The organism is Paracoccus fontiphilus (assembly GCF_017356265.1).
Taxonomy (GTDB): Bacteria; Pseudomonadota; Alphaproteobacteria; order Rhodobacterales; family Rhodobacteraceae; genus Paracoccus; species Paracoccus fontiphilus.
In genome coordinates this window covers 14,975-38,009 of record NZ_JAFNAW010000007.1, presented here as the reverse complement: position 1 = coordinate 38,009, position 23,035 = coordinate 14,975, and the positions used below count along the sequence as shown (strand labels likewise).

Annotated in this window: 22 protein-coding genes; 16 read left to right on the top strand and 6 right to left on the bottom strand. The window is 66.4% G+C overall.

All coding sequences use genetic code 11. The features are described 5' to 3' along the window. The first annotated feature begins 65 nt into the window (after window positions 1-65). The 8 genes from J0F76_RS04330 to J0F76_RS04295 all read left to right on the top strand — a co-directional run bounded on the left by J0F76_RS04330 (window position 66) and on the right by J0F76_RS04295 (window position 8,741). Entirely contained in the window at window positions 66-896 is an 831-nt protein-coding gene (locus tag J0F76_RS04330) for a phosphogluconate dehydrogenase C-terminal domain-containing protein (RefSeq protein WP_207466117.1), read from the top strand. Window positions 897-1,011: 115 nt separating this feature from the next. Further along, window positions 1,012-1,953, top strand: coding sequence for a D-ribose ABC transporter substrate-binding protein (locus J0F76_RS04325; RefSeq protein ID WP_207466115.1), 942 nt, complete (start codon window positions 1,012-1,014; stop codon window positions 1,951-1,953). Window positions 1,954-2,020: 67 nt separating this feature from the next. Further along, a complete protein-coding gene (locus J0F76_RS04320) occupies window positions 2,021-2,647 on the top strand; it encodes a DUF2291 family protein (RefSeq protein ID WP_242689979.1) in 627 nt (208 codons plus the stop codon). Beyond that, window positions 2,644-4,182 carry a sugar ABC transporter ATP-binding protein gene (locus J0F76_RS04315; protein ID WP_207466112.1) on the top strand — a complete coding sequence of 513 codons (1,539 nt, stop codon included), beginning with the start codon at window positions 2,644-2,646 and terminating at the stop codon, window positions 4,180-4,182. Before J0F76_RS04320 ends, J0F76_RS04315 begins: the two co-directional genes overlap by 4 nt. Further along, entirely contained in the window at window positions 4,179-5,237 is a 1,059-nt protein-coding gene (locus J0F76_RS04310) for an ABC transporter permease (protein ID WP_207466109.1), read from the top strand. The genes J0F76_RS04315 and J0F76_RS04310 overlap by 4 nt, the downstream gene beginning before the upstream one ends. 1 nt (window position 5,238) lies before the next feature. Beyond that, window positions 5,239-6,261, top strand: coding sequence for a Gfo/Idh/MocA family protein (locus J0F76_RS04305; protein ID WP_207466107.1), 1,023 nt, complete (start codon window positions 5,239-5,241; stop codon window positions 6,259-6,261). Further along, on the top strand, window positions 6,252-7,988 hold the full coding sequence (locus J0F76_RS04300) for a D-apionate lactonase family protein (protein ID WP_207466105.1): 1,737 nt from the start codon (window positions 6,252-6,254) through the stop codon (window positions 7,986-7,988). Before J0F76_RS04305 ends, J0F76_RS04300 begins: the two co-directional genes overlap by 10 nt. Before the next feature lie 27 nt (window positions 7,989-8,015). After that, window positions 8,016-8,741 (top strand): transcriptional regulator NanR, encoded by a 726-nt coding sequence (locus tag J0F76_RS04295; protein WP_207466102.1) that lies wholly within the window; start codon window positions 8,016-8,018, stop codon window positions 8,739-8,741. 162 nt (window positions 8,742-8,903) lie between these two features. On the opposite strand, the gene J0F76_RS04290 is transcribed toward J0F76_RS04295, so the two are convergent. Together J0F76_RS04290 and J0F76_RS04285 are read right to left on the bottom strand one after the other, a co-directional pair. Further along, complete coding sequence (locus J0F76_RS04290) at window positions 8,904-9,800, bottom strand: YsnF/AvaK domain-containing protein (protein ID WP_207466100.1); 897 nt, start codon at window positions 9,798-9,800, stop codon at window positions 8,904-8,906. Continuing rightward, window positions 9,790-10,209, bottom strand: a complete 420-nt coding sequence (locus tag J0F76_RS04285; RefSeq protein WP_207466097.1) for a DUF2382 domain-containing protein — start codon at window positions 10,207-10,209, stop codon at window positions 9,790-9,792. The genes J0F76_RS04290 and J0F76_RS04285 overlap by 11 nt, the downstream gene beginning before the upstream one ends. A gap of 216 nt (window positions 10,210-10,425) precedes the next feature. Between J0F76_RS04285 and J0F76_RS04280 the strand changes: the two genes are divergently transcribed. The 6 genes from J0F76_RS04280 to J0F76_RS04255 all read left to right on the top strand — a co-directional run bounded on the left by J0F76_RS04280 (window position 10,426) and on the right by J0F76_RS04255 (window position 17,833). Further along, the gene (locus J0F76_RS04280; RefSeq protein WP_207466095.1) at window positions 10,426-11,427 is read left to right on the top strand and encodes a TAXI family TRAP transporter solute-binding subunit; all 1,002 of its coding nucleotides are present in this window, start codon (window positions 10,426-10,428) and stop codon (window positions 11,425-11,427) included. Between the two features lie 81 nt (window positions 11,428-11,508). Continuing rightward, entirely contained in the window at window positions 11,509-13,572 is a 2,064-nt protein-coding gene (locus tag J0F76_RS04275) for a TRAP transporter permease (protein WP_207466092.1), read from the top strand. A 249-nt stretch (window positions 13,573-13,821) separates the two neighbouring features. Beyond that, entirely contained in the window at window positions 13,822-14,442 is a 621-nt protein-coding gene (locus tag J0F76_RS04270; RefSeq protein WP_207466090.1) for a restriction endonuclease, read from the top strand. 232 nt (window positions 14,443-14,674) lie between these two features. Then, a complete protein-coding gene (locus J0F76_RS04265) occupies window positions 14,675-15,091 on the top strand; it encodes a CopG family transcriptional regulator (RefSeq protein WP_207466088.1) in 417 nt (138 codons plus the stop codon). A 21-nt stretch (window positions 15,092-15,112) separates the two neighbouring features. Then, window positions 15,113-16,174 carry an extracellular catalytic domain type 1 short-chain-length polyhydroxyalkanoate depolymerase gene (locus J0F76_RS04260; RefSeq protein WP_207466086.1) on the top strand — a complete coding sequence of 354 codons (1,062 nt, stop codon included), beginning with the start codon at window positions 15,113-15,115 and terminating at the stop codon, window positions 16,172-16,174. 81 nt (window positions 16,175-16,255) lie between these two features. Beyond that, window positions 16,256-17,833, top strand: a complete 1,578-nt coding sequence (locus J0F76_RS04255; RefSeq protein ID WP_207466084.1) for an FAD/NAD(P)-binding protein — start codon at window positions 16,256-16,258, stop codon at window positions 17,831-17,833. Between the two features lie 187 nt (window positions 17,834-18,020). On the opposite strand, the gene J0F76_RS04250 is transcribed toward J0F76_RS04255, so the two are convergent. The 4 genes from J0F76_RS04250 to ugpB are packed head-to-tail and all read right to left on the bottom strand — an operon-like array spanning window position 18,021 to window position 22,133. Then, complete coding sequence (locus tag J0F76_RS04250; protein ID WP_207466082.1) at window positions 18,021-19,028, bottom strand: sn-glycerol-3-phosphate import ATP-binding protein UgpC; 1,008 nt, start codon at window positions 19,026-19,028, stop codon at window positions 18,021-18,023. A 5-nt stretch (window positions 19,029-19,033) separates the two neighbouring features. Then, window positions 19,034-19,882 carry a sn-glycerol-3-phosphate ABC transporter permease UgpE gene (gene ugpE, locus J0F76_RS04245; protein WP_207466080.1) on the bottom strand — a complete coding sequence of 283 codons (849 nt, stop codon included), beginning with the start codon at window positions 19,880-19,882 and terminating at the stop codon, window positions 19,034-19,036. Continuing rightward, a complete protein-coding gene (gene ugpA, locus J0F76_RS04240) occupies window positions 19,882-20,760 on the bottom strand; it encodes a sn-glycerol-3-phosphate ABC transporter permease UgpA (RefSeq protein WP_207466079.1) in 879 nt (292 codons plus the stop codon). The genes ugpE and ugpA overlap by 1 nt, the downstream gene beginning before the upstream one ends. Before the next feature lie 59 nt (window positions 20,761-20,819). Next, window positions 20,820-22,133, bottom strand: coding sequence for a sn-glycerol-3-phosphate ABC transporter substrate-binding protein UgpB (gene ugpB, locus J0F76_RS04235; protein ID WP_207466077.1), 1,314 nt, complete (start codon window positions 22,131-22,133; stop codon window positions 20,820-20,822). A gap of 274 nt (window positions 22,134-22,407) precedes the next feature. Here ugpB and J0F76_RS04230 point away from each other — a divergent pair, with 274 nt between their 5' ends. Together J0F76_RS04230 and J0F76_RS04225 are read left to right on the top strand one after the other, a co-directional pair. Further along, window positions 22,408-22,635 (top strand): AbrB/MazE/SpoVT family DNA-binding domain-containing protein, encoded by a 228-nt coding sequence (locus tag J0F76_RS04230; protein WP_207466244.1) that lies wholly within the window; start codon window positions 22,408-22,410, stop codon window positions 22,633-22,635. Further along, window positions 22,625-23,023, top strand: a complete 399-nt coding sequence (locus tag J0F76_RS04225; protein ID WP_207466075.1) for a PIN domain-containing protein — start codon at window positions 22,625-22,627, stop codon at window positions 23,021-23,023. Before J0F76_RS04230 ends, J0F76_RS04225 begins: the two co-directional genes overlap by 11 nt. Window positions 23,024-23,035 lie beyond the last annotated feature (12 nt).

Sequence of the window (23,035 nt, the reverse complement as noted above, 5' to 3'; positions counted from 1 at the left end):
TCCGTTCTTATTATCTCATCATACCAGTTTGGCAAGGATCGATTCCTTGCGAGGAGGAGAGCGAGATGACGAAGGTTGCCCTGTTCGGGGCGGGTGGCAAGATGGGCGTGCGCCTGTCCACGAACCTGGCCAAGACCGATTTCGACGTGGCCCATGTCGAGGTCAGCGACGCAGGCCGCGAACGGCTGAAGACCGAACTGGGCTTCGACACCGTCGATGCCGCCACCGCGCTGGAAGGCGCCGAGGTGGTGATCCTGGCCGTCCCCGACACCGTCATCCGGAAGGTTGCCGCATCCGTCGTGCCACAGGTCGCGCCCGGCACGATGATCGTGATCCTGGACGCCGCAGCCCCCTTCGCGGGCCACCTGCCGGAACGCGCCGACATCACCTATTTCGTGACCCACCCCTGCCACCCGCCGATCTTCAACGACGAGGACACGCCGGAAGGCCGCGCCGACCATTTCGGCGGCGTCGCGGCCAAGCAGGGCGTGGTCAACGCCCTGATGCAAGGCCCGCGCGAGCATTACGAACTGGGCGACCGCATCGCCCGCGCCATCTATGCCCCCGTCACCCGCAGCTACGAAGTCACCGTCAAGCAGATGGCCATGCTGGAACCGGGCCTGTCGGAAACCGTCTGCGCCTCGCTGCTGATGGTGATGCGCGAGGCCATGGACGAGGTCGTGGCCCGCAGCGGCGTCAGCAAGGAATGCGCCCGCGACTTCCTGCTGGGGCACATGAACATCCTGGGCGCGGTGATCTTCGAGGAACGGCAGGGCCAGTTCTCGGACGCGTGCAACAAGGCGATCGAGTTCGGCATCCCCATGCTGATGCGCGACGACTGGAAGAAGGTGCTGGAATGGGACGAGGTCGCGGCCAGCATCGAACGCATCACCTGACAAACCGGCAATCGTTATCTTGTCATACCTGTTGACAGGATGACGATTCCCCCGCAGCTTGAAACGGTCAGAGAGGAACCGGCGCAAAACCGGCTGACCCCAAAGGGAGGAAAACATGAAACTGACCCGCCGGCTGATGATCTCGGCCCTTGGCCTTGCCATGACCGTTGCCACCCCGTCCTTCGCTGCGGCCGAGGGCACCATCGCGATCATCACCCCCAGCCACGACAACCCCTTCTTCAAGGCCGAGGCCGTGGGCGCCGAGGCGCGCGCCAAGGAACTGGGCTACGACACCGTGGTCATGGTCCATGACGATGACCCGAACAAGCAGCTTGAACTGTTCAACACTGCCATCGGCCAGGGCGTGAAGGCGATCATCCTGGACAACGCGGGGGCCGACGCCACCGTGGCCGCGGTGCAGGCTGCCAAGGACGCGGGCATCCCGTCCTTCCTGATTGACCGCGAGATCAAGGAATCCGGCATCGCCGTCAGCCAGATCGTGTCCAACAACTATCAGGGCGCGCAGCTTGGGGCCGAAGAGTTCGTCAAGCTGATGGGCGAGACCGGCAAATATGCCGAACTGCTGGGCCGCGAGGCCGACACCAACGCAGGCATCCGGTCGTCCGGCTATCACGACATCATCGATCAGTATCCCGATATGGAGATGGTGGCCCAGCAGACCGCCAACTGGTCCCAGACCGAGGCCTATACGGTGATGGAGACGATCCTGCAGGCCAACCCGGACATCAAGGGCGTGATCTCGGGCAACGACACCATGGCCATGGGTGCCTGGGCCGCGCTTGAGGCGGCAGGCCGGACGGACGTGATCGTGGTGGGCTTCGACGGGTCGAACGACGTGCGCGATTCCATCAAGGCGGGCGGCATCAAGGCCACCGTGCTGCAACCGGCCTATCGCCAGGCGCAACTGGCCGTGGAACAGGCGGACGCCTATCTGAAGAACGGCTCCACCGGCGTGGATGAGAAGCAGCTTATGGACTGCATCCTGATCAATGCCGAGAACGCCGACAAGCTGGAAACCTTCGCCCTGGCGGAGTGATCCCATCGGCCCGGCACCCAAGCCGGGCCGCTTTCCCCTCCCCCTCGGAGTCCCGCTGATGCGCGCGATGACCGCGATCCTTGGCCTGTCGCTGGCCGTGGCGCTTGGCGCCTGCAAGATCGTCCCCAATCCCGAACCCGGCAGCGAGAATGCGGCGTCCCAGACCGACGAAGACCGCATGGCTGCAAAGGCTGCCGAGGTCTATGACAGCCAACTGGTCCCCTATGTCAGCGGGAAGGCCATCGACCTGCCCGTGCTGACAAGCGCCCTGCACGGCGGGTATGAGGCGGCGGGCAAGGCCCACGGCATCCGCCCGCAAGCCGAGGGCAGCCCGTGGAACTTCCTGGTCAAGGGCCAGGGCACCGTAATCGAGGCCAATCGCGAATCCCGAGCGGCCACCCTGACGCTGGACGCGACCGGCGACGGGCAGGCCGACGTGACGATCCAGCTTGGCCCGGTCATCAAGGGCACCGCGCTGCGCGACTCGGCAGACTTCATCGTCTTCACCGACTATCGCGATCAGATCGAATTCGCAAAACTTGCCCGCGCGCTGAACGACCGGACGCACGCCGCGATCACGCTGCCCGAGGGCGACCTGACCGGCAAGACCGTCCGCTTCGAGGGCGCGACCACCCTGCGCAGCGCCACCGATCCGATCCTGGTCGTCCCGACCGTTCTGGACGTCCAGCCATGACGCACCCCATCGGCCTTCAGATCCGGGGCGGCACCAAGGTCTATCCCGGCACCCGCGCGTTGAAGGGCGTGGACTTCGACCTGCGCATGGGCGCGGTCAACGTGCTGGTGGGCGAAAACGGCGCGGGCAAGTCCACGATGATGAAGGTCATCGCCGGGGTCGAGCAACTGACCGAAGGCCAGATCCTGATGGACGGCAAGCCGGTGCATCTGAACGGCACCGACGACGCGCGCCGCCACGGCATCGGCATCGTGTTCCAGGAACTGAACCTGTTCCCGAACATGACGGTCGCGGAAAACATCTTCATCAACCGCGAGATCACGCGCGGCCGCATCGACATCGACACCGCCGCGCAGCGCGAGGCCACGCGCGGGCTGATGCGGCGGCTGGAACACGATATCGACCCCGACACGATGGTCGGCGACCTGCGTGTCGGCCAGCAGCAGATCGTCGAGATCGCGAAAAGCCTGGCGCAGGACGCGCGGATCCTGATCTTGGACGAACCCACGTCGGCGCTGTCCGCCGCCGAGGTCGAGATCCTGTTCCGCGTCATTGCCGACCTGAAGAAGCAGGGGGTTGGCATCGTCTATATCTCGCACCGGCTCGAGGAGTTGATCCGCATCGGCGACTACATCACCGTGCTGCGCGATGGCGCGATCACCGGCGCGCGGTCGATGGAGGGCGTGGACGTGGACTGGATCGTTCGCGCCATGATCGGCGAGGCGTCCAGAGACTTCGCCAAGGACATCGACCACCCCTACGGCCCCGAGGTCTTCCGGGCCGAGGACGTGACCCTGCCCCGCGCGGGCGGCGGCCTGGCCGTCGATCACGTTTCCATGTCGCTGCGCGCGGGCGAGATCCTGGGCGTCTATGGCTTGATGGGCGCGGGCCGCAGCGAGTTCCTGGAATGCGTGATCGGCCGCCACCCCCATGCGGGCGGGCGCATCTTCGTGGACGGCAAGCAGTTGCGCACCAAGACTGTCGCGGGCCGCATCCGGTCGGGCATCGCCCTGATCCCCGAGGACCGCAAGAACGACGGCCTGGTGCAGATCCTGTCGATCCGCGAGAACATGACGCTGTCGTCGCTGGGCGCGTTCACCACCGGCTTCCACATGAACCTGGGCGCGGAACGCGGCACGGTGCGCGACTTCGTCAAACGCCTGACCGTCAAGATCGCGTCGATGGAAAACCCGGTTTCCAGCCTGTCGGGCGGCAACCAGCAGAAGGTCGTGATCGGCAAGGCGCTGATGACGAGACCCAAGGTCCTGCTGATGGACGAACCCTCGCGCGGCATCGACATCGGCGCCAAGGCCGAGGTCTTCCGCACCATGCGCAAGCTGGCCGCCGAGGGGCTTGGCATCGTCTTCGTCACCTCGGACATGGAGGAGTTGATGGCGCTGTCCGACCGCATCGTCGTCATGTCGAACGGCCGTGTCACGGGCGAATTCGACCGCAAGGACGCCACGGAAACGCTTGTCATCAATGCCTCGGCCAAGGGCCACGCCCCCACCCCCGTCAAGGAACCCGTCGCATGACCCATGCCGCCACCCACTCCGCCCCGCAGGCCGGGTCCGCGAACCTGCTGCTGGTGCTTCTGAAGGCGCGGACCTTCATCGCGCTGATTCTGGTCTTCGCCTTCTTCGCCTTTGCCGCGCCGAACTTCCTGTCCACGGCGAACATGGTCATCATGTCGAAGCACGTGGCGCTGAACGCCTTCCTCGCGATCGGCATGACCTTCGTGATCATCTCGGGCGGGATCGACCTGTCGGTCGGGTCCATCGTGGGCCTCTGCGGCATGGTCGCGGGCTGGCTGGTGCTGTACGGCATCGACCTGGGCCTTGGCTGGTCGATCCAGTTCAACACGGTCGAGATCTGCCTGATCGTGATGGTCGTGGGCGTGCTGATCGGGGGGGTCAACGCCTTCCTGATCACGAAACTGAACGTCGCGCCCTTCATCGCCACGCTGGGCACGCTGTATGTCTGCCGGGGCGCGGCAATGCTGTTTTCCGACGGGCGGACCTTCCCGAACTTGAACGGCAATCCCGAATACGGATCCGATACGTTCCGCCTGATCGGAGCGGGGAACGTGCTGGGCCTGCCGATCTCGATCTGGATGCTGATCGTGGTGGCGCTGATTGCGGCCTATATCGCGCGCCGCACGCCGCTGGGGCGGTATATCTATGCCGTCGGCGGAAACGAACGGGGCGCGGCGCTGTCGGGGGTCAAGGTCAACCGTATCAAGTTCTTTGTCTATATGTTCAGCGGGCTTTGCGCGGCGCTTGTGGGGCTGATCATCTCGTCGCAGCTTGTCGCCGCGCATCCCGCGACGGGCCAGGCGTTCGAGCTGAACGCGATTGCCGCAGCCGTCCTCGGCGGCACGTCGATGTCGGGCGGACGCGGGCGGATCGGCGGCACCATCGTCGGGGCCTTCGTGATCGGCGTGTTGTCGGACGGGCTGGTGATGATGGGCGTGTCGTCCTTCTGGCAGACGGTCATCAAGGGGCTTGTCATCATCGCCGCCGTGGTGGTCGATCAGGCGCAACAGAAATTGCAGGCGCGGGTCGCCTTGCAGGCCGAAGCGGGGAAGTAGGATGAAGGGTGCCTTGATCGGCTGCGGGTTCTTCGCGCAGAACCAGATGCACGGCTGGGCCGGGATCGACGGGGTCGAGATCGTCGCCGTCTGCGACCGCGATCCGGCGCGACGCGAGGACACGGCGGCCCGATTTGATGCCCGCCCCTATGCCGATGCCGCCGAAATGCTGGCCGCGGAAACGCTGGACTTCGTGGACATCGCCACCACCGTTGCATCCCACCGTTCGCTGGTGGAACTGGCGGCGCAATCGGGCGTCCACGTCATCTGCCAGAAGCCCTTTGCCGAGACGATGGAGGATGCCCGCGCCATGGTCGCTGCCGTCGATGCGGCAGGCAGGACCCTGATGGTGCATGAGAACTTCCGCTGGCAATCGGCGGTTCGCGCGGCCATCGAGGCGGTGCGGGGTGGCGCCATCGGCACGCCCTTCTTCGGCCGCGTCAGCTTCCGGTCGGGATACGACGTGTTCTCGGGCCAGCCCTATCTGGCCACCGATCCGCGCTTCATCATCCAGGATCTGGGCATCCATATCCTCGACGTGGCCCGCGCCCTGTTCGGCGACGTGGCGACGCTGTCGGCCACCACGCGGCGGATCAACCCGGCGATCCGGGGAGAGGACGTGGCGACGGTGCTGCTGGAGCATGGAAGCGGCGTGACCAGCGTGGTCGATTGTTCCTATGCGACCAAGCGCCAGCCCGAGACCTTCCCGGAAACGCTGCTGGAGATTGACGGCGACAGCGGCACGCTGCGGCTGGACGCGGGATACCGGCTGGTAATCCAGACGGATGGAGAGGAGGCCCGCGACGTGGCCCCGCCGGTCCTGCCCTGGGCGGAACGGCCTTGGCACAACATCCAGGAAAGCGTGCAGATCATCCAGCAACACTTCGTGGACTGCCTGCGCAGCGACACACAGCCCGAAACATCGGGCCACGACAACCTAAAAACGCTGGCCCTGGTCGAGGCGGCTTATCGCTCCGCCGCCGACCGCTCGCGCATCGACATGCGGGCGCCGGAATGGACCTGACCCGGCTCTACGGCACCGACAAGCCGCCGCGCCGGGGCGAGGTGCTGCGGGCGGGCGACGCGCAGGTGACGCTGGAGGCCGGGCAGTTGCGCCACCTGCGCGTGGGCGGCGTGGAGGCGATCCGCGCCGTGTCCTTCCTGGTCCGCGACCGGGATTGGGGAACGGTCGATCCCGTCATCACGGAACTGTCGATGAAGGGCGGGCATGTCGCCTATGCGGCCCGCTATGACATGGGCGGGGGCAGCCTCGATGCGCAGGTCACGCTGACCCTGACGCCCGACAGCCTGACGGCCGAGGTCGTGGCGGTGGCCCATGGCACCGTGGAAACCAACCGCGCGGGCTTCACCGTGCTGCATCCCATTGAAGGCGTGGCCGGTGCGCCCGTCCGCGTCGGCCATCCCGACGGCAGCATTGAGGAGGCGCACTTCCCCGCCCTGATCGAACCTTGGCAGCCCTTCAAGAACATCGCCTCGCTGACCCACCAGGCTGGCGGGCTGCGCGTCGAATGCCGGCTGGAGGGCGATGTCTTCGAGATGGAGGACCAGCGCCAATGGGGCGATGCGTCCTTCAAGACCTATAACCGCCCGCTGGCGCTGCCTTGGCCTCATGCGATCCGCGACGGCGCGGAACTGCGGCAGGCGGTGCGGATCTTCTGGACCCCTGCCCCGGCTGCCAAGCCGGTCGCGCCGATCCGCGCGCAGGTTCCCGACGCGACCTTCCCCCAAACCGCGCTTGTCCTGACCGCAACTGACGCCCGCCGCGCCACGGCTAATCCCGACGACCTGCGCCGGATCGGCGCGCAGCGGGTGCTGTGCCATCTGGACATCGCCGCCGGGAACGGGTTGGCGGAATTGCGCGACTTCGCGGCGCTGCACGCCGCCCTGCCCGATCTGGCCCATGACCTGGAACTGATCGCCGCCTGCCTGCCCGACAGCGACCTGGACGCGGAATTCGCGGGCTATGCCGCCGATCTGGAAGCGTCGGGCTTCCGCCCCGCATCCATCATGACCTGCCCCTCGGTGGACCGCCAATCGACGCCGCCGGGATCGGACTGGCCCCCCTGCCCGCCCCTGGAGGCGATCCACGCCGCCGCCCGCAAGGCCTTCCCCGGCGTGACCCTGGGCGGGGGCATGGCGAGCTTCTTCCCCGAACTGAACCGCAAGCGTCCCCCCGCTGGTGCCTGGGATTATGTCACCCACGGCCTTTGCCCCATCGTCCATGCCGCTGATGACCTGTCGGTAATGGAAACGCTGGAGGCCGTGCCGCATATCCTCGCCTCGGCCCGCGGGATCATCGGCAAGCGGGACTATCGGCTGGGGCCGTCCACCATCGCCATGCGCCAGAACCCCTATGGCAGCCGCACGATCCCGAACCCGGACCGCGACCGGGTCTGCATGGCCGACAACGATCCCCGGCAGGACGGCGCCTTCGCCGCGGCCTGGACCCTGGGGCTGGCGGCCAGCATTGCGCCGGCGGGCGTGACGGTCTGGACGCCTGCCGCGCTTTACGGCCCGCGCGGGCTGGTCCGGGACGATGGCAACCTGCGCTCGGTAGCCGCAGTGGTGCAGGCCCTGGCGGCGCAGGCGGGTCAGCCGGTGCGCGGCGCGACGGTGGCCGAGGGGCGGGCGGAACTGGCCTTCGACGATGCCACCCTCACCGCCAATCTGACGCCGGACGGACCCGATCCCTTCGGCTGGCAAAGCCGCCCGCCTTCGCCTAAGTCCTGACGACAGACCGCAGCCAGGGACCACGCCATGAAACACGACCCCCATGCCAGTCCCGACCGGATCACCCGCCGCAAGCTGTCCGATCAGGTCTTCGACCGCCTGCGCGACATGATGGCCAGCGGAGAGCTGCCCCCCGGCGCGGCGGTGCCCTCGGAACGCGACCTGATGGAGCGGTTCGGTGTCGGCCGCCCCGCCGTGCGCGAGGCGTTGCAGCACATGCACACCATGGGCCTGATCACCATCAGCCATGGCGAGCGCAGCCGCGTCAACGAACTGTCGGCAAACAGCGTCCTGGCCCGCGTCGATGACGTGGCGCGGATGCTGCTGTCCTCCGAGCCCGAGCAGCTGGAGCATCTGAAGCAGGCGCGCCGCATGTTCGAATGCGGCCTTGTCCGGGTGGCAGCGGAAAAGGCCATCGCCCAGGACGTGCGCGACCTGCGGGAACTGGTGGGCGAACAGCGCGCCCGCATCGGCGATGCCGAGGCCTTCGTGACTGCTGACATGGCCTTTCACACGCGGATCGCGCAGATCTCGGCCAACCCGATCCTGATGGCGTCCAGCCAGGCCATGCTGCGGTGGCTGTTCGAATACCATGGCGGCCTGCTGCATTGGTCGGGCAACGAAAAGGTCACGCTGCAGGAACATGACGAGATCGTGGACCTGATCGCCGCCCGCGACGCGGATAGCGCGGTCCGGGCGATGCAGGCGCATCTGGATCGGTCCAACCCGCTTTACCACCACCCGGCGGTCTGACCCGGTCCGCAGCCTTGCGGGGCCTGCCTTGCGATCAGGCCGACAGGCAGCCCCGGCGATCCGGAACGCTGGAAACAGGATTATCAATCCACCAGATGTATTTGGGTTGAAAAGAAAAAGGCCCTGCATCGGCAGGGCCTTTCCGGTGCCGTCAGGCGACGGTCAAAGCTTGCTGCGGTCCAGATCGTCGCGGTCCTGCTCGACCTCGACCTCGGTGCGCCGCACGGTGTCGGACACCGTTTCGCGATGCGTTTCGCTGGTCTTGCGCAGGCCGATCTCCTCGACCACGCGGGCTTCCTTCTGGACAACCGCTTCCTCGCGGTATTCCTCGGCTTCAAGGGTGCGGTCCTGGAAGGCGGCATCGGCACCGGTCGCGGCGCGGTCCACCGGACGGCGCTCGATCTCGACGCGCTCCTCGCGCAGGTCGATGCTTTCGTTCACCGGCTCCTCGACCGTGTAGGCGCGGACGCGGACGCGGCCGTGGCCGGTCTCGCGCTTGCCGATGTGCAGGCGTTCCTCGACCACCGGAATGGTTTCCTCGTCGCGCAGGCTGTCCGCGCCGCGCAGGCTGTCGCCTTCGGCATAGCCGGTTCCGGTGCCGCCCAGGCCCGCCCTCGATCCATAGGTCGAGGCCGTCGCCCCCGAGGCATAGGAACTGGCCTCGTAGCCGCCCCAGCCTTCCGAGCGCCAGCTTTCGGCACGCTCGTCAAGGTTGACGCTGCCCTCGTCGTCCAGGATGTCCAGGGCGGTGTCGTATTCGGCCCCGGTCAGGCCGGTGACGGTCACGAGATAGCCCCCGCGCGACAGACCTTCGGCGTAGGTATAGCGATCCTCGTCGGGGAAGAAGAAGTCGCTGAGGCTGTCCCAGAAGCCCTTGTCGCGGTCTTCGGTCGAGACCGCGGTGGTGGTGTCGGAACTGCCCGCGACCTGCCGGATGCGCGCGGTCGGAATGCCGGCCGCGACCAGTCGGTCCACCGCGCCCTGCGCCTCGGCCTGGCTGTCGAACATGGCGGAAACCGACGTTGTTCCCAGAGTGCCGACTTCGTTGTCATAGGTCATCTTGATCGTCCTTGTTTGGGAAGGTGGCCGGGCTGGCGGGAAGCCGCTCGACCTGGGCAGTTTGGCGACGGGTCGTCGCCTCGACTTCGACGGCTTCCGTGCGTTCGATGCGGCGGACGTGGATCTCCTCTCGGAGATACAGTTCGCGCGTGACGACAAGCCGCTCCTCGACCACGGGGATGATGGTCAGGCCGCCTTCGGTCACGACGTCGGGGACCGAGTCGATCTTGCGGTCGACCGGAACCCGGACCACGTCCACCTCGACGCTCGAAAGCTCGGCCGGCAGGACATGGTCGATCTCCTCAGTGCGGGTCGCGATCCTGACCCGGCCGCTGGCGACCTTTCTGGTGGTCAGCGAAACGGTTTCCTCGACAATCGGAACAGCGTCGATTTTCGGATCGTCGGACATCGTCCACCCCATGGTCAGCGCAGCACAACGGGCAGGCGCGCCTTGCGTTCCGCAGGATCGGGGTCACGGCGCCGTGATGGGCAGGGTTCCGGACCGCCACCGGGAAACAGGAAGACCCGTCCGCCCTTGACGCAGGGTCGCCTTGCCATGGCGGTTGTCCCCTGCCCCGTCATCGCGTTAACGTGACCTCGGGAAATTGACAGCAGGGATAATATCATGAAGCTCAACGGCTTTGTCGCCGCGTTTGTTGTTGCTGCCGGGATCGGCGGTCTGGCCTCGGCGCAAGAGATGTCGTTCTTCCGCATCGGCACCGGCGGGACGGCGGGTACCTACTACCCGATCGGCGGGCTGATCGCGAACGCGATCTCGAACCCGCCGGGCTCTCGCGCCTGCGAGGACGGCGGGTCCTGCGGGGTGCCGGGGCTTGTGGCGACCGCCGTGGCATCGAACGGTTCGGTCGGCAACGTCAACGCCATCAACGGCGGCGCGATGGAGGCGGGCTTCAGCCAGTCGGACGTGGCCTACTGGGCGCAGACCGGCACCGGCCTGTGGGAAGGCCAGCCCGCGGTCGAGAAGCTGCGGCTGATCGCCAACCTTTACCCCGAAAGCATCCACCTGGTCACGCGCGCCGATGCCGGGATCGAATCCGTCGCCGACCTGAAGGGCAAGCGCGTGTCGCTGGACGAGCCCGGCTCGGGCACGCTGGTCGATGCCAAGATCATCCTGGAGGCCTATGGCCTGTCGGAAGCCGACGTGACGGCGGAATACCTCAAGCCCGACCAGGCGGCCGACCGAATGCGCGACGGGGCGATGGACGCCTTCTTCTTCGTCGGCGGCTTTCCCGCGGGCGCGATCGCCGAACTGGCCAGCCAGCATGACGTGAAGCTGGTTCCCATCGCCGGCCCCGAGGTCGAAAAGCTGCTGGAAACCTACGACTTCTTCGCCACCGACAACTTTCCCGCCGGCACCTATGACGGGCAGGAAGCCGACGTTCCCACCATCTCGGTCGGCGCGCAGCTTGTCACCTCGGCCGATCAGCCCGAGGAGCTGATCTACGGCATAACCAAGGCGCTGTATAACGAGAACACGCAGAAGCTGTTCGCGGCGGGCCACGCCAAGGGCAAGCAGATCACGCTGGACAGCGCGACCACCGGCGCGGGCATTCCGTTCCATCCGGGCGCCGAGCGGTTCTACAAGGAAGCGGGCAAGCTTCAGTAAGCGCGGGTCCGATCCGGTTCGAAGGACGCGGGCCAGGGGTCCGCGTCCTTTTTCCGTTTCCCGAATATGCAGGAATGACGCATGAACGAAACCGCACGCCAACTGTCCGACGCCGAACTTCGCGCGATCGAGGAGGAATACGACCCCGAGGCCCGCTTCCGAACGGTTCTGCGGCCGGTCGCGATCCTGACCGGGGTCGTCCTGTTCCTGTTGTCGGCCTATCACTTCTACACCGCGGGCTTCGGCATCCCGCGCGCCACGACCCATCGCGGGCTGCACATGGGCGTGTCGCTGTTCGTGATCTTCCTGTCCTTCGCGGCCTTCGACAGCGGCCGCCACAAGACGACCGGCCTTGTCATCCTGGGCATCCCGGTCGTGGACTGGGCCTTGGCCATCGCCGGGGCGGTCAGCGCCTTCTACGTGCCCTGGATCTATGACCAGTTGGCCTTCCGCGTCGGCAACCCCTTGGCGCTGGACATCGCCATGGGCACGATCCTGCTGCTGACCCTGATGGAGGCCGTCCGCCGGTCGATGGGCTGGCCCCTGCCGGTGATCGCGGCGCTGTTCATCGCCTATGCCTATTGGGGCCAGTCGATGCCGGGCATCCTTGTCCATCCGGGCGCCGACTGGAACACCATCATCAACCACCTTTACCTGACCTCGCAGGGGATCTACGGCACCGCGCTGGGGGTGATCGCGACCTATGTGTTCCACTTCGTCCTGTTCGGGGTGATGGCGCAGAAGATCGGGCTGGGTCAGTTGTTCATCGACCTGGCGACGGCGCTGACCGGGCGCTTCTCGGGCGGGCCTGCCAAGGTCTCGGTCGTGTCGTCGGCCATGCTGGGCACGATCTCGGGATCGTCCATCGCCAACACCGTGACCACGGGCGCGCTGACCATCCCGGCGATGATCAAGATCGGCTTCAAGCGCCACTTCGCCGCCGCGGTCGAGGCCGCATCCTCCACCGGCGGCCAGATCACGCCGCCGGTCATGGGCGCGGTGGCCTTCCTGATGGTGGAATACCTGGGCATCCCCCTGCGCACGATCCTGATCGCCGCCATCGTGCCCGCCTTCATGCATTTCTTCGGCGTGCTGGTTCAGGTCCACCTGGAGGCCAAGCGCCTGGGCATCCGCGGCCTGACCAAGGAGGAGTTGCCCAAGGCCGGCAAGGTGCTGCGCGAAGGCTGGCTGTCGGTCGCACCCCTGATCCTGCTGGTCTGGATGCTGATGTCGGGCCGCACGCCCTTCCTGTCGGCCTTCTGGGCGATCACCGCCTGCATGGCCGTCTATCTGATCCAGCGCATCATGGCGTCCGGCGTCACGGGCGGCATCCGGGAAACCGCCGCCGGAATCTTCGAGGGCTTCGTGTCGGGTGCCCGACAGTCGCTGTCGGTGACGGCGGCGGCCGCCCTTGTCGGCGTGGTGATCGGCATCGTCACGCTGACGGGCGTGGGCTTCAAGATCGCCTTCATGGTGACCTCGGTCGCGGCCAACGCCGCCGGCAGCTTCCACGCCTTCCTGGGCTTCCTGCCGTTCGAGCTGTTCAGCATCGAGACGCTGACCCTGCTGTTCACCCTGGTGATGACCGCCGTTGTCTGCATCCTGATGGGCTGCGGCGTGCCCACCACCGCCAACTACATCATCATGGTGGCCGTGGCCGCGCCGGTGCTGGGCATGATGAACGTGGAACCGCTGGTGGCGCATTTCTTCGTCTTCTACTTCGGCGTGCTGGCGGACGTGACCCCGCCCGTGGCGCTTGCCGCCTATGCGGGGGCGGGGATCGCGGGGGCCAACGGCTTCAAGGCGGGGAACACGGCGTTCCGGCTGTCGATGGGCAAGGCGCTGGTGCCCTTCGTGTTCGTGTTCTCGCCCTCGCTGCTGATCGTGACGCAGGCCTTCACTCTGCCCGACTTCCTGCTGGCCTTTACCGGGTCGGTGCTGGGCATCGTGGCGCTGTCGGCGGCCATCACCAACTGGCTGATGGGCCCGCTGTGGCTGATCGAGCGGATCGCGCTGCCCATTGCGGCCCTGATGATGATCGCGCCCGAGCCGGTCTCGACCGCGCTGGGTTTCGTCATCCTGGCGGCGGTGACGGCCCGGCAATACATGGCGACGCGCAACGCGCCCGCAGCGCGCCCCCTCTGACCCGCCACGGGGCAGCCGCGACCGTGGCTGCCCCGGATGCGCGGCGCGGACCTGCCGAGTGGCGCGACGGGCCGCTGCGGTCCTGTCAGGGCAGAGACCTCTGCCCCTTCTTCATCCCTGACAAGCGGCCCCTTGGCGCTGGCGCATTTGTTATGCCGCCGCGTCATTGTTTACCGTTCGTTCTTCCCTTAAGGTATGCGCCCGGGCGGCGTTCGCCCTGGGCATGTCACGCCGTTTCCTTGAAGCCCTATGCGCCGTCTGATCTCGTCCGCCTTCTACCTGTTCAGATACGCGGTCCTGTCCGCCACGCTGGTCGTGATCGGCGGCTTCATCATGGCGACCTTCGCGGGGGATGCGATGGACGGCGGCCAGGACCACAGGCCCGCCTTTGCCGGCATCATCCTGGCGGCCCTGCTGCTGCCCGCCCGCCTGCTGCGCGGCAAGAGGGCGCGCCGATCCGGAAGCAAGCGCCGCCCGAGCCGCCCGAAGAGAGTGGCGCTACGCCCTTCCACGCCCCGCCGTTCCGCCCCCTGTCCCAAGGACGGCCACGAATTCGAGCGGTGGGTCGCGGACCGGCTGGAACTGCATGGCTGGCGGGCCGACGTGACCTCGGGCTCGGGCGACCAGGGCATCGACATCATCGCCAGGCGCGACGGCAAGAAGATCGGAATCCAGTGCAAGCGCTATGACGGCGCGGTCGGCAACAAGGCCGTGCAAGAGGCTTTTTCCGGGCGGGCCTTTCACCGCGTGGACACCGCCGTGGTGATCACCACGGGCTATTACACGGAAAGCGCCAGGGCCTTGGCACGGCGGACAGGCGTCCATCTTCTGCACGTGAAGGACATCCCTCGTCTGCGCCGGATCACCTGAACGCCCGCAGCGGGCGCGTCCGCCGCAGTGCAGCCGGGGACAGCATGTCGGAGACTGGCTGACGCGCCATCGTCGGGCAGCGCCGGTGCAGACGGCGCGTCCCCTTTCTGCTCGCTGGCGGGCGGCACTTGGGAAGCGTGGCACCGATTGCGGGCATTTGATGACAGAAGACCTTGCAAGATGACGATCACCATCCATATACCATCCATGTGGATGGTATAGGAACATCGCCATGGCAGAGATACGGATGCTGCGGGAAAAAACCCCGGAGACCGAGAAGATCACCATCAACCTGGGTTACGTCGATCTCGGGCGCATCGACCTGCTGGTGCAGGAGGGTTTCTATTCGAACCGCAGCGACTTCATCCGCTCGGCCATCCGCGGCCAGCTGGACAGCCACCGTGACATCGTGGCCCGGACGGTCGAGCGCCACACGATGGACATGGGCCTGCGCGACTTCAGCCGGGCCGAGCTTGAGGCCCTGCGCGACGCGGGCGAGCTCCTGCATGTCAGGGTCGTGGGCCTGGCGCGCATCGCGTCCGACGTGACGCCCGACCTCGCGCGCGACACGATCGGGTCGATCTCGGTCCTGGGCGCCCTGCAAGCCAGCGCCGAGGTCAAGAAGGCCTTGGCGGACCGTATCGCCTGAACCATGGGAAGGACCCGACCGATGAAAGACTTCACCATGGAGGCATTGCGCCGCGCGATGGCGGGCCTGCACCGCGACGGCGCCCATGACCTTGTGCAGCGGACCCTGGCCAGGCATGGGCTGGCGGGGCCCGCCACGGACGGCTTGCAGATGCCCTTTTCCGCGCAGGGATCTGCCGAAGCGCCCAAGGTGCCCGCCGGGGCAAGCTTTGCCGCAGACCGATTTTCCTGCGCGGCGGGAAGCCGGGACTACATGCTCTATGTGCCGGCCTCGGCCGGGCAGGGTTTGAAGGGCATGATCATGATGCTGCACGGCTGCACCCAGACGCACGCGGATTTCGCGCGCGGCACCGGCATGAACGACCTGGCCGAGGCGCATGGGCTGCTGGTCGTCTATCCCCAGCAGGCGCGGGGCGAGAATGCACAGTCCTGCTGGAACTGGTTCAATCCCGGCGATCAGCGACGCGGGCGCGGCGAACCCGAGATCCTGGCGCAGATGGCCCGCAATCTGGCCGATGCCCATGCGGTGCCCCGCAACCGGATCTTCGTAGCGGGCCTGTCGGCCGGGGCCGCGATGGCGGTGATCCTGGGCCAGACCCATCCCGACATCTTTGCCGCCGTCGGCGTCCATTCCGGCCTGCCCTTCGGGAGCGCGCGGGACGTGCCCGGCGCCTTTGCCGCCATGAACGGGACCGGCGCTCCGCAGGCAGGCCCTCGGTCGGCCGCCAGCCCGAACCCCGCGCCGACCCCGACCATCATCTTCCACGGAAGCGCGGACAAGACCGTGCACCCCGTCAACGGCGAGCGCATCGCCGCCGATGTCCTGGCCGCCGGACCCGTGCAGACGCTGCTTGACCGCAGAAGCGGCAAGGCCGGCAGCCGCCGCTTCCAGCAGGAAACGACCACCACCGGGGACGGCCGCCTTGTCCTGGAGCATTGGGTGATCGACGGGCTGGGCCATGCCTGGTCGGGCGGCAGGCCCGGCGGATCTTATGCCGATCCTCTGGGACCCGACGCCAGTGCCGAGATGGCGCGGTTCTTCCTGGCGCAAGCAGGGACGGCGGGAACGGACGGGCGCCCGTGAGGCAGGGTGCTTCATAAAGGTTTGCCGCCGGAACTGCGCCTTTCGGGCCGGCGTTCACAGCGGCAACCTTTCTGGACGATCATGACCAAGCGCATCGCCATCGTGGGCACCGGCCCGACCGGAATCTATTCCCTGCAGCAACTTCTGGAAATCGGCGAACCCTTGGCCGTGACGCTGTTCGAGAAGGGCGAGAAGGCGGGCTACGGCATGCCCTATTCCCCCGACACCGCCAGCAAGTCGATGCTGGCCAACATCGCCAGCATCGAGATCCCGCCGGTCGTGATCCCCTATCTGGACTGGCTGGAGGCACAGCCCGCCGATCGGGTCGCCGCCTATGGCCTCGATCCCGACGACCTGGACGAACGGCTGTTCACCCCCCGCCTGCTGCTGGGAGAGTATTTCCGCGACCAGCTTCTGCTGCTGGTGAAGACCGCCCGAAATACGGGCCACCGGATCGACGTCCGGGAAAGCACCGAAGTCCTCGACATCGTGCCGGGGGACGACGGATTGCGGGTGCTGACCGCGACCGGGCAAGATGCGGGACCGTTCGGCAGGGTGATCCTTGCGACGGGCCACGACTTTCCCGACAACGGCGACGCCGACGGCAGCTATTTTCCCAGCCCTTGGTCCGGCCTGATCGAAGCCCGGATTGGCGCGGTGCCGGTGGGCATCATGGGAACGTCGCTCAGTTCCATCGACGCGGCCATGGCCGTCGCCGTCCAGCATGGCCGGTTCCGCCGCAGGGGCGACGACCTGCGCTTCGACGCGGATGGCGCGGGCTTGCACATCACCCTCATGTCCCGGTCCGGCGTCCTGCCGGAAGCTGATTTCTACTGCCCCATCCCCTACGAGCCGCTGGCCGTGATGACCGAGTCGGCGGTTGCCGCCTGTGCCGCGAAAAGCCGTCCGCTGGATGCCCTGTTCGACCTGCTGCGCGCCGAGCTGATGCAGGCCGACCCGGCCTTCTGCCTGCGGATCGGGCTCGGGGGGCTGAACGCCGACACCTTTGCCCCTGCCTACTTCGCCGACCGCAAGGCGGCCGACCCGTTCCGCTGGGCCAAACAGAACCTGGAGGAAGTCGAGCGCAACAAGGCCGGGCGGATCACCGTTCCCTGGCGCTATGCCCTGCTGCGGATGCACGAAAGGGCCGAGGACATCGTCGCAGCCCTGTCCGAACCGGACCGGCAGCGCTTCGATGCGGGATTGAAGAAGGTCTTCGTGGACAACTACGCCGCCGTCCCGTCGGAATCCATCCGCCGCCTTCTGGCGCTGAGGGACGCCGGGCTTCTGTCCGTTCTGCCCCTGGGCGAGGATTACACGCTGACCCGGCAGGACGCGGGCACGACGATCGAGGTCGATGGCCAGGCCCATGTCTTCGACGTCTTCATCGACGCGCGCGGCCAGAAGCCGCTTGGCGCGGAGGACCTGCCCTTCCCAACCCTGCGCGAGGCCCTGCTGCGGTCGGGCCACGACATCCCCGACGTCGCCGAGGACTACAGCCTCATCGGCCCGCCCGAGTTCAGGGGCGTGTCCATCGGTTCGATCCCCTATCTGATGCACGACCGCCCGTTCGTCCAGGGCATCACCGCCTGCGCCGACATCGCGGCGGCCATCGCCAAGGGCGTTGCGACCCGCCGCCGCAGGCGCCTGGTGTCATAGCGGCACCCGCGACGAAAAAGACCCTGTGCGTGTCGTGGCGCACAGGGTCCTCTGGGGTAAGTGCAAATCTCTTTGCAACCATGACGGTATCGCCCTTCTGCACATCGTGCAAGAGGACTCGTCGATGTGACGCGGGGTTGGGACAAGATTTCCGCGTCCATGTCGGCCTGACGGTGGACCTGGCCCCTTATTCGATGCGGCGCCCGCCCTCGGCCTGGAACAGGTGCAGCGATCCCGGACGGAAGGCCAGCCTCAGGCTGTCGGACAGCGGGGCGTCGGACGGCATCGTGACGGTCAGCCGTTCTCCTCCGGTCTGGCCATGCACCAGACGCTGGGCGCCCAGTTCCTCGACCGCAAGGACATCCATGGCGATCGGACCGTCGGGTGCGATGGTCAGATCCTCGGGGCGGATGCCGATGATGCCGGCATGGGCCGATCCCGGCAGCTGCGGAACGGCGCGGGCCGGAATCAGGTTCATGGCCGGGCTGCCGATGAAGCCCGCGACAAAGGTGGAGGCGGGCTTGCGATAAACCTCGAGCGGGGTGCCGATCTGTTCGATCCTGCCGCCGTTCAGCACCACCAGCCGGTCGGCCAGCGTCATCGCCTCGAGCTGGTCATGCGTCACATAGATCGAAGTCGTGCGCAGGCGGCGCTGCAGTTCCTTGATCTCCAGCCGCATGGTCACGCGCAGCTTGGCGTCCAGGTTCGACAAGGGTTCGTCGAACAGGAAGGCCGCCGGTTCGCGCACGATGGCGCGGCCCATGGCGACGCGCTGGCGCTGCCCGCCGGACAGGGCGCGAGGCTTGCGGTCCAGGAACGGGCCGATCTGCAGGATCTCGGCGGCCTCAGCCACGCGGCGGTCGATTTCGGCCTTGGGGGTGCGGCGGTTCTTCAGCCCATAGGCGAGGTTCTGGCGCACCGACATATGCGGGTAAAGCGCATAGTTCTGGAACACCATGGCGATGTCGCGGTCGGCGGGCTCGATGTCGTTGACGGCGCGGTCGCCGATGCGCACGGTGCCTTCGCTGATGGATTCAAGCCCGGCGATCATGCGCAGCAGCGTGGACTTGCCGCAGCCGGACGGGCCGACCAACACGATGAACTCGCCATCCGCGATGTCGATGCTGACGCCGCCCACGGCGCGCGTGCCGCCGGGATAGACCTTGCCGACATTGTCGAGGGTGATGGATGCCATTCTTCTTACTTCTCCGTCTCGACAAGACCTTTGACGAACAGGCGCTGCATGCCGATCACAACGGCGACCGGCGGCAGCATCGCCAGCATCGCGGTCGCCATGACCAGATGCCATTGCGGCAGGCCGTCCACCGCGTCGGCCATCCGCTTGATGCCCGCGACAATGGTGTAATAGTCGCTGCTGGTCGTGATCAGCAGCGGCCACAGGTACTGGTTCCAGCCATAGATGAACAGGATCACGAACAGCGCCGCGATGTTGGTGCGCGACAAGGGCAGCAGGATGTCGCGAAAGAACTTCAGGGGACCCGCGCCGTCGATGCGCGCGGCCTCGGTCAGTTCGTCCGGGATGGTCAGGAAGACCTGCCGGAACAGGAAGGTCGCGGTGGCCGACGCGATTAGCGGGATCGACAGCCCGGCATAGCTGTTCAGCAGGCCCAGGTCCGCCACCACCTGGAAGGTCGGCACGATGCGGACCTCGACCGGCAGCATCATGGTGATGAAGATGCACCAGAAAGCCAGGTTGCGCAGCGGAAAGCGGAAATAGACGATGGCAAAGGCCGAGGTGATCGAGATGGCGATCTTGCCGCAGGCGATCAGCAGCGCCATGACCAGGCTGTTCAGCATCATCGTGCCGACCGGGGGCGTGCCGCTGGTGCTGACGCCCGCGTCCAGCATCCGGGCATAGTTTTCCACCAGATGCGGGCCGGGCCAGATGGGAATGGTGCCCGACATGAAGTCGGTCGCGGTGTGGGTGGACGCGACAAGGGCCACCCAGACGGGCAGCGCCACGATGGCCACGCCAAGCATCAGGGTCAGATGCGCCAGAAGGTTCAGGCCGGGGCGGTTCTCGATCATCAGTAGGCCACCTTCTTCTCGACATAGCGGAACTGGATCACCGTCAGCAGGATGACGATGCCCATCAGCACCACCGACTGCGCGGCCGACGATCCCATGTTCTGGCCCACGAAGCCGTCGAAATAGACCTTGTAGACAAGGATGTTGGTGGCCTGCGCGGGGCCGCCCTCGGTCGTGGCGTCGATCACGGCGAAGGTGTCGAACATGGCATAGACGATGTTCACGACCAGCAGGAAGAAGGTCGTGGGCGACAGCAGCGGCAGGGTGATGTCGAAGAAGCGGCGCACGGGGCCCGCGCCGTCGATGGCGGCGGCCTCGCGCAAGCTGGCGGGGATGGATTGCAGGCCCGCCACGAAGAACAGGAAGTTGTAGCTGATCTGCTTCCAAGCGGATGCGATCACCACCAGCGCCAGCGCGTCGGTCTTGGAACTGATGTGGTTCCAGTCATAGCCCACCACGTCAAGCACATAGGGCATGATGCCGATGGTGGGATTGAAGATGAACCACCACAGGATGCCCGCGACCGCCGGGGCCACCGCATAGGGCCAGACCAGCAGCGTGGTATAAAGGCTGGAGGATCGGATCGTGCGGTCCACCGCCACGGCCAGCAGCAGCGAAAAGCCCATCGACAGCACCGTCACCAGCACCGCAAAGACCGCCGTGACCTGCAACGAGTTCAGGTATTCCGGGCTGTTCCACAGCGCCTTGAAGTTCGACAGGCCCACGAATTGCGTGCTGATGCCAAAGGCGTCCTGGCGCAGGAAGCTTTGCCGGATGGCCTGGGCGGCGGGCCACAGGAAGAAGATGAAGGTGATGGCCAGTTGTGGCGCCAGCAACAGCCAGGGCAGCAACTGGTTTCGGAAAATCGTGCGCTTCATCGCCTTGCCTTGTCAAAGGGGCATGGGGCCGCGACGATGCGCGGCCCCATGCAAGGGGATCACTGGTTCTGGGCCTGGAATTCTTCCAGCAGCGCGTTGCCGCGCTCGACCACGGAATCCAGCGCGCCCTGGGCATCCTTGGAGCCCGACAGCAACTGCTCGAACTCCTCGTCGATGATGCCGCGGATCTGGACATAGTTGCCGAAGCGCAGGCCTTTGGAATTTTCCGTCGGCTCGTTCAGCGTTATCTGCTTGATGCCGGTGTCGGCACCGGGGTTTTCCGAATAGAAGCTGCCCATCTGGTCCATCGCCGCCTGCGTGATCGGCAGATAGCCCGAGAAGGAGGCCCAGTCCGCCTGAACCTCGGGCGTGGAGAGGTATTCGAAGAACTTCGCGACGCCCGCATATTCTTCGTCAGGCCGCCCCGACAGCACCCAGAGCGAGGCGCCCCCGATGATCGAGTTCTGCGGCGCCCCCTCGACATCGTCGTAGAAGGGCAGCATCCCGTAGCCGACCTCGAAGTCCTTGGCATTGGCGATCACGCCCGCCCGGCTGGCGGAGCTTGCCATGTACATCGCGCATTCCTGCGAATAGAACATCGGTGCCGCATTGTCGCCGCCGACCGGGCCGCCATACTTGAAGACGCCCTCGTCGGCCATGCGCTTGAGATTTTCCCAATGCTTGACCTGCACCGGTCCGTTCAGCGACAACCGCGCCGCCGTGCCGCCGAAGCCGTTCTGTTCGGTACCGATGGGCTGATTGTGCCAGGCCGACAGGTTCTCGGTCTGGATCCAGCTGATCCACTGGGTGGTGAAGCCGCAGGAGCCCGCGCCGGATTCCTTGATCTTCGCGCTGAACTCCTCCAGCTCGGCCCAGGTCTTGGGCGGCGTGTTCGGGTCCAGCCCCGCCTTCTCGAACATGGTCTTGTTGTAGTAGACGATCGGGGTCGAGCTGTTGAAGGGCAACGACAGCATGTTGCCCTCGGTGTCGGTGTAATAGCCGACCACGGCCGGCAGGTAGGAGGCCGGGTCGAAGCTGGCGCCCTGTTCCCCCATCAACTGGTGGACGGGGACGATGGCGCCCTTGGCGGCCATCATGGTGCCGGTGCCGACCTCGAAGACCTGCACGATGGCGGGCTGCTGCTGCGCGCGGAAGGCGGCGATGGCGGCGGTCATGGTCTCGGGATAAGTGCCCTTGTAGGACGGCACGACCGTGTATTCGTCCTGGGCATCGTTGAAGCCCTTGGTGATCTCCTCCAGCTTGGCGCCCAGCTCGCCGCCCATGGCGTGCCACCACTGGATTTCGGTCTGCGCCTGTGCCGCCGACAGCGACGCGATCAGCGCCACGGCGGACGCTGCGGAAAGTCGATTCATGATATCCTCCCCTTGTGGAGTTGCGGTTCGCGCCGGGCCTAAAGGGCCAAGGTGACGCGAACACAACATCCAGATGACGGAAGGGTGACATTCTTTGACCATCCGGTCAACGCCGCTAAATTGCGGCGCCATCTGGCAAATTTTCCTGCCGGGCGAATACGGCCGCCTTGAACGTCGTCACGGCGGCCCGTTCGCGGGGCCCTGGCCGCGCTTGAAGCGCCCGCCGCGATGATATACATTCATCGACAGGATATCCATCGTGGAGGATGACGCCATGCAGGTCGCGAAATGGGGAAACTCGCTTGCCGTCCGCATTCCTGCCGAACTGGTGCGCGACATGGGCCTGAAGGAAGGCGACAGAATCGAACTGGAACGGGTCGGCGGCAATCTTGCTATCCGCCGCAGCCCCTCGGCCGATGAGATCCTGGCCGAACTGCGCCGCTTTCGCGGCAGGCTTCCCGCCGCACGGCGGCTGAGCCGAGACGAGGCGAATGCCCGCTGACTTCTTCGACACCAATGTCGTTCTCTACCTTCTGGACGATGGCCCCAAGGCGGACCGGGCAGCCAGCCTGCTGGCCTCGGGCGGATTGATCAGCGTCCAGGTCCTGAACGAGTCCCTGGTCAACTGCATCAGGAAGGCCGGCCTGTCCTGGCAAGAGGCGGGCGAGTTCCTTGGCGGCATCCGCGCCTTGTGCGAGGTGGCCGACCTGACCGCGGGCGTGCACGACCTTGGCCGCGCGCTTGGCGAGAAGTACCAGTTTTCCGTTTATGACGCGATGATCGTCTCGGCCGCCCTGATCAACGGCTGCGAGCGCCTTTATTCCGAGGACATGCAGCACGGAATGCTGGTCGAGAACCGGCTGCGCATCGTCAACCCGTTCCGGGATTGACAGGCGCCGGAC

Coding starts and splice junctions, on each gene's coding strand:
- J0F76_RS04225 (WP_207466075.1), top strand. CDS start 22,625: ATGCCCGCTGACTTCTTCGACACCAATGTCGTTCTCTACCTTCTGGAC.
- J0F76_RS04270 (WP_207466090.1), top strand. CDS start 13,822: ATGCGCCGTCTGATCTCGTCCGCCTTCTACCTGTTCAGATACGCGGTC.
- J0F76_RS04310 (WP_207466109.1), top strand. CDS start 4,179: ATGACCCATGCCGCCACCCACTCCGCCCCGCAGGCCGGGTCCGCGAAC.
- J0F76_RS04290 (WP_207466100.1), bottom strand. CDS start 9,800: ATGACCTATGACAACGAAGTCGGCACTCTGGGAACAACGTCGGTTTCC.
- J0F76_RS04305 (WP_207466107.1), top strand. CDS start 5,239: ATGAAGGGTGCCTTGATCGGCTGCGGGTTCTTCGCGCAGAACCAGATG.
- J0F76_RS04320 (WP_242689979.1), top strand. CDS start 2,021: ATGACCGCGATCCTTGGCCTGTCGCTGGCCGTGGCGCTTGGCGCCTGC.
- J0F76_RS04250 (WP_207466082.1), bottom strand. CDS start 19,028: ATGGCATCCATCACCCTCGACAATGTCGGCAAGGTCTATCCCGGCGGC.
- ugpA (WP_207466079.1), bottom strand. CDS start 20,760: ATGAAGCGCACGATTTTCCGAAACCAGTTGCTGCCCTGGCTGTTGCTG.
- J0F76_RS04255 (WP_207466084.1), top strand. CDS start 16,256: ATGACCAAGCGCATCGCCATCGTGGGCACCGGCCCGACCGGAATCTAT.
- ugpB (WP_207466077.1), bottom strand. CDS start 22,133: ATGAATCGACTTTCCGCAGCGTCCGCCGTGGCGCTGATCGCGTCGCTG.
- J0F76_RS04300 (WP_207466105.1), top strand. CDS start 6,252: ATGGACCTGACCCGGCTCTACGGCACCGACAAGCCGCCGCGCCGGGGC.
- J0F76_RS04295 (WP_207466102.1), top strand. CDS start 8,016: ATGAAACACGACCCCCATGCCAGTCCCGACCGGATCACCCGCCGCAAG.
- J0F76_RS04275 (WP_207466092.1), top strand. CDS start 11,509: ATGAACGAAACCGCACGCCAACTGTCCGACGCCGAACTTCGCGCGATC.
- J0F76_RS04280 (WP_207466095.1), top strand. CDS start 10,426: ATGAAGCTCAACGGCTTTGTCGCCGCGTTTGTTGTTGCTGCCGGGATC.
- ugpE (WP_207466080.1), bottom strand. CDS start 19,882: ATGATCGAGAACCGCCCCGGCCTGAACCTTCTGGCGCATCTGACCCTG.
- J0F76_RS04325 (WP_207466115.1), top strand. CDS start 1,012: ATGAAACTGACCCGCCGGCTGATGATCTCGGCCCTTGGCCTTGCCATG.
- J0F76_RS04315 (WP_207466112.1), top strand. CDS start 2,644: ATGACGCACCCCATCGGCCTTCAGATCCGGGGCGGCACCAAGGTCTAT.
- J0F76_RS04265 (WP_207466088.1), top strand. CDS start 14,675: ATGGCAGAGATACGGATGCTGCGGGAAAAAACCCCGGAGACCGAGAAG.
- J0F76_RS04230 (WP_207466244.1), top strand. CDS start 22,408: ATGCAGGTCGCGAAATGGGGAAACTCGCTTGCCGTCCGCATTCCTGCC.
- J0F76_RS04260 (WP_207466086.1), top strand. CDS start 15,113: ATGAAAGACTTCACCATGGAGGCATTGCGCCGCGCGATGGCGGGCCTG.
- J0F76_RS04330 (WP_207466117.1), top strand. CDS start 66: ATGACGAAGGTTGCCCTGTTCGGGGCGGGTGGCAAGATGGGCGTGCGC.
- J0F76_RS04285 (WP_207466097.1), bottom strand. CDS start 10,209: ATGTCCGACGATCCGAAAATCGACGCTGTTCCGATTGTCGAGGAAACC.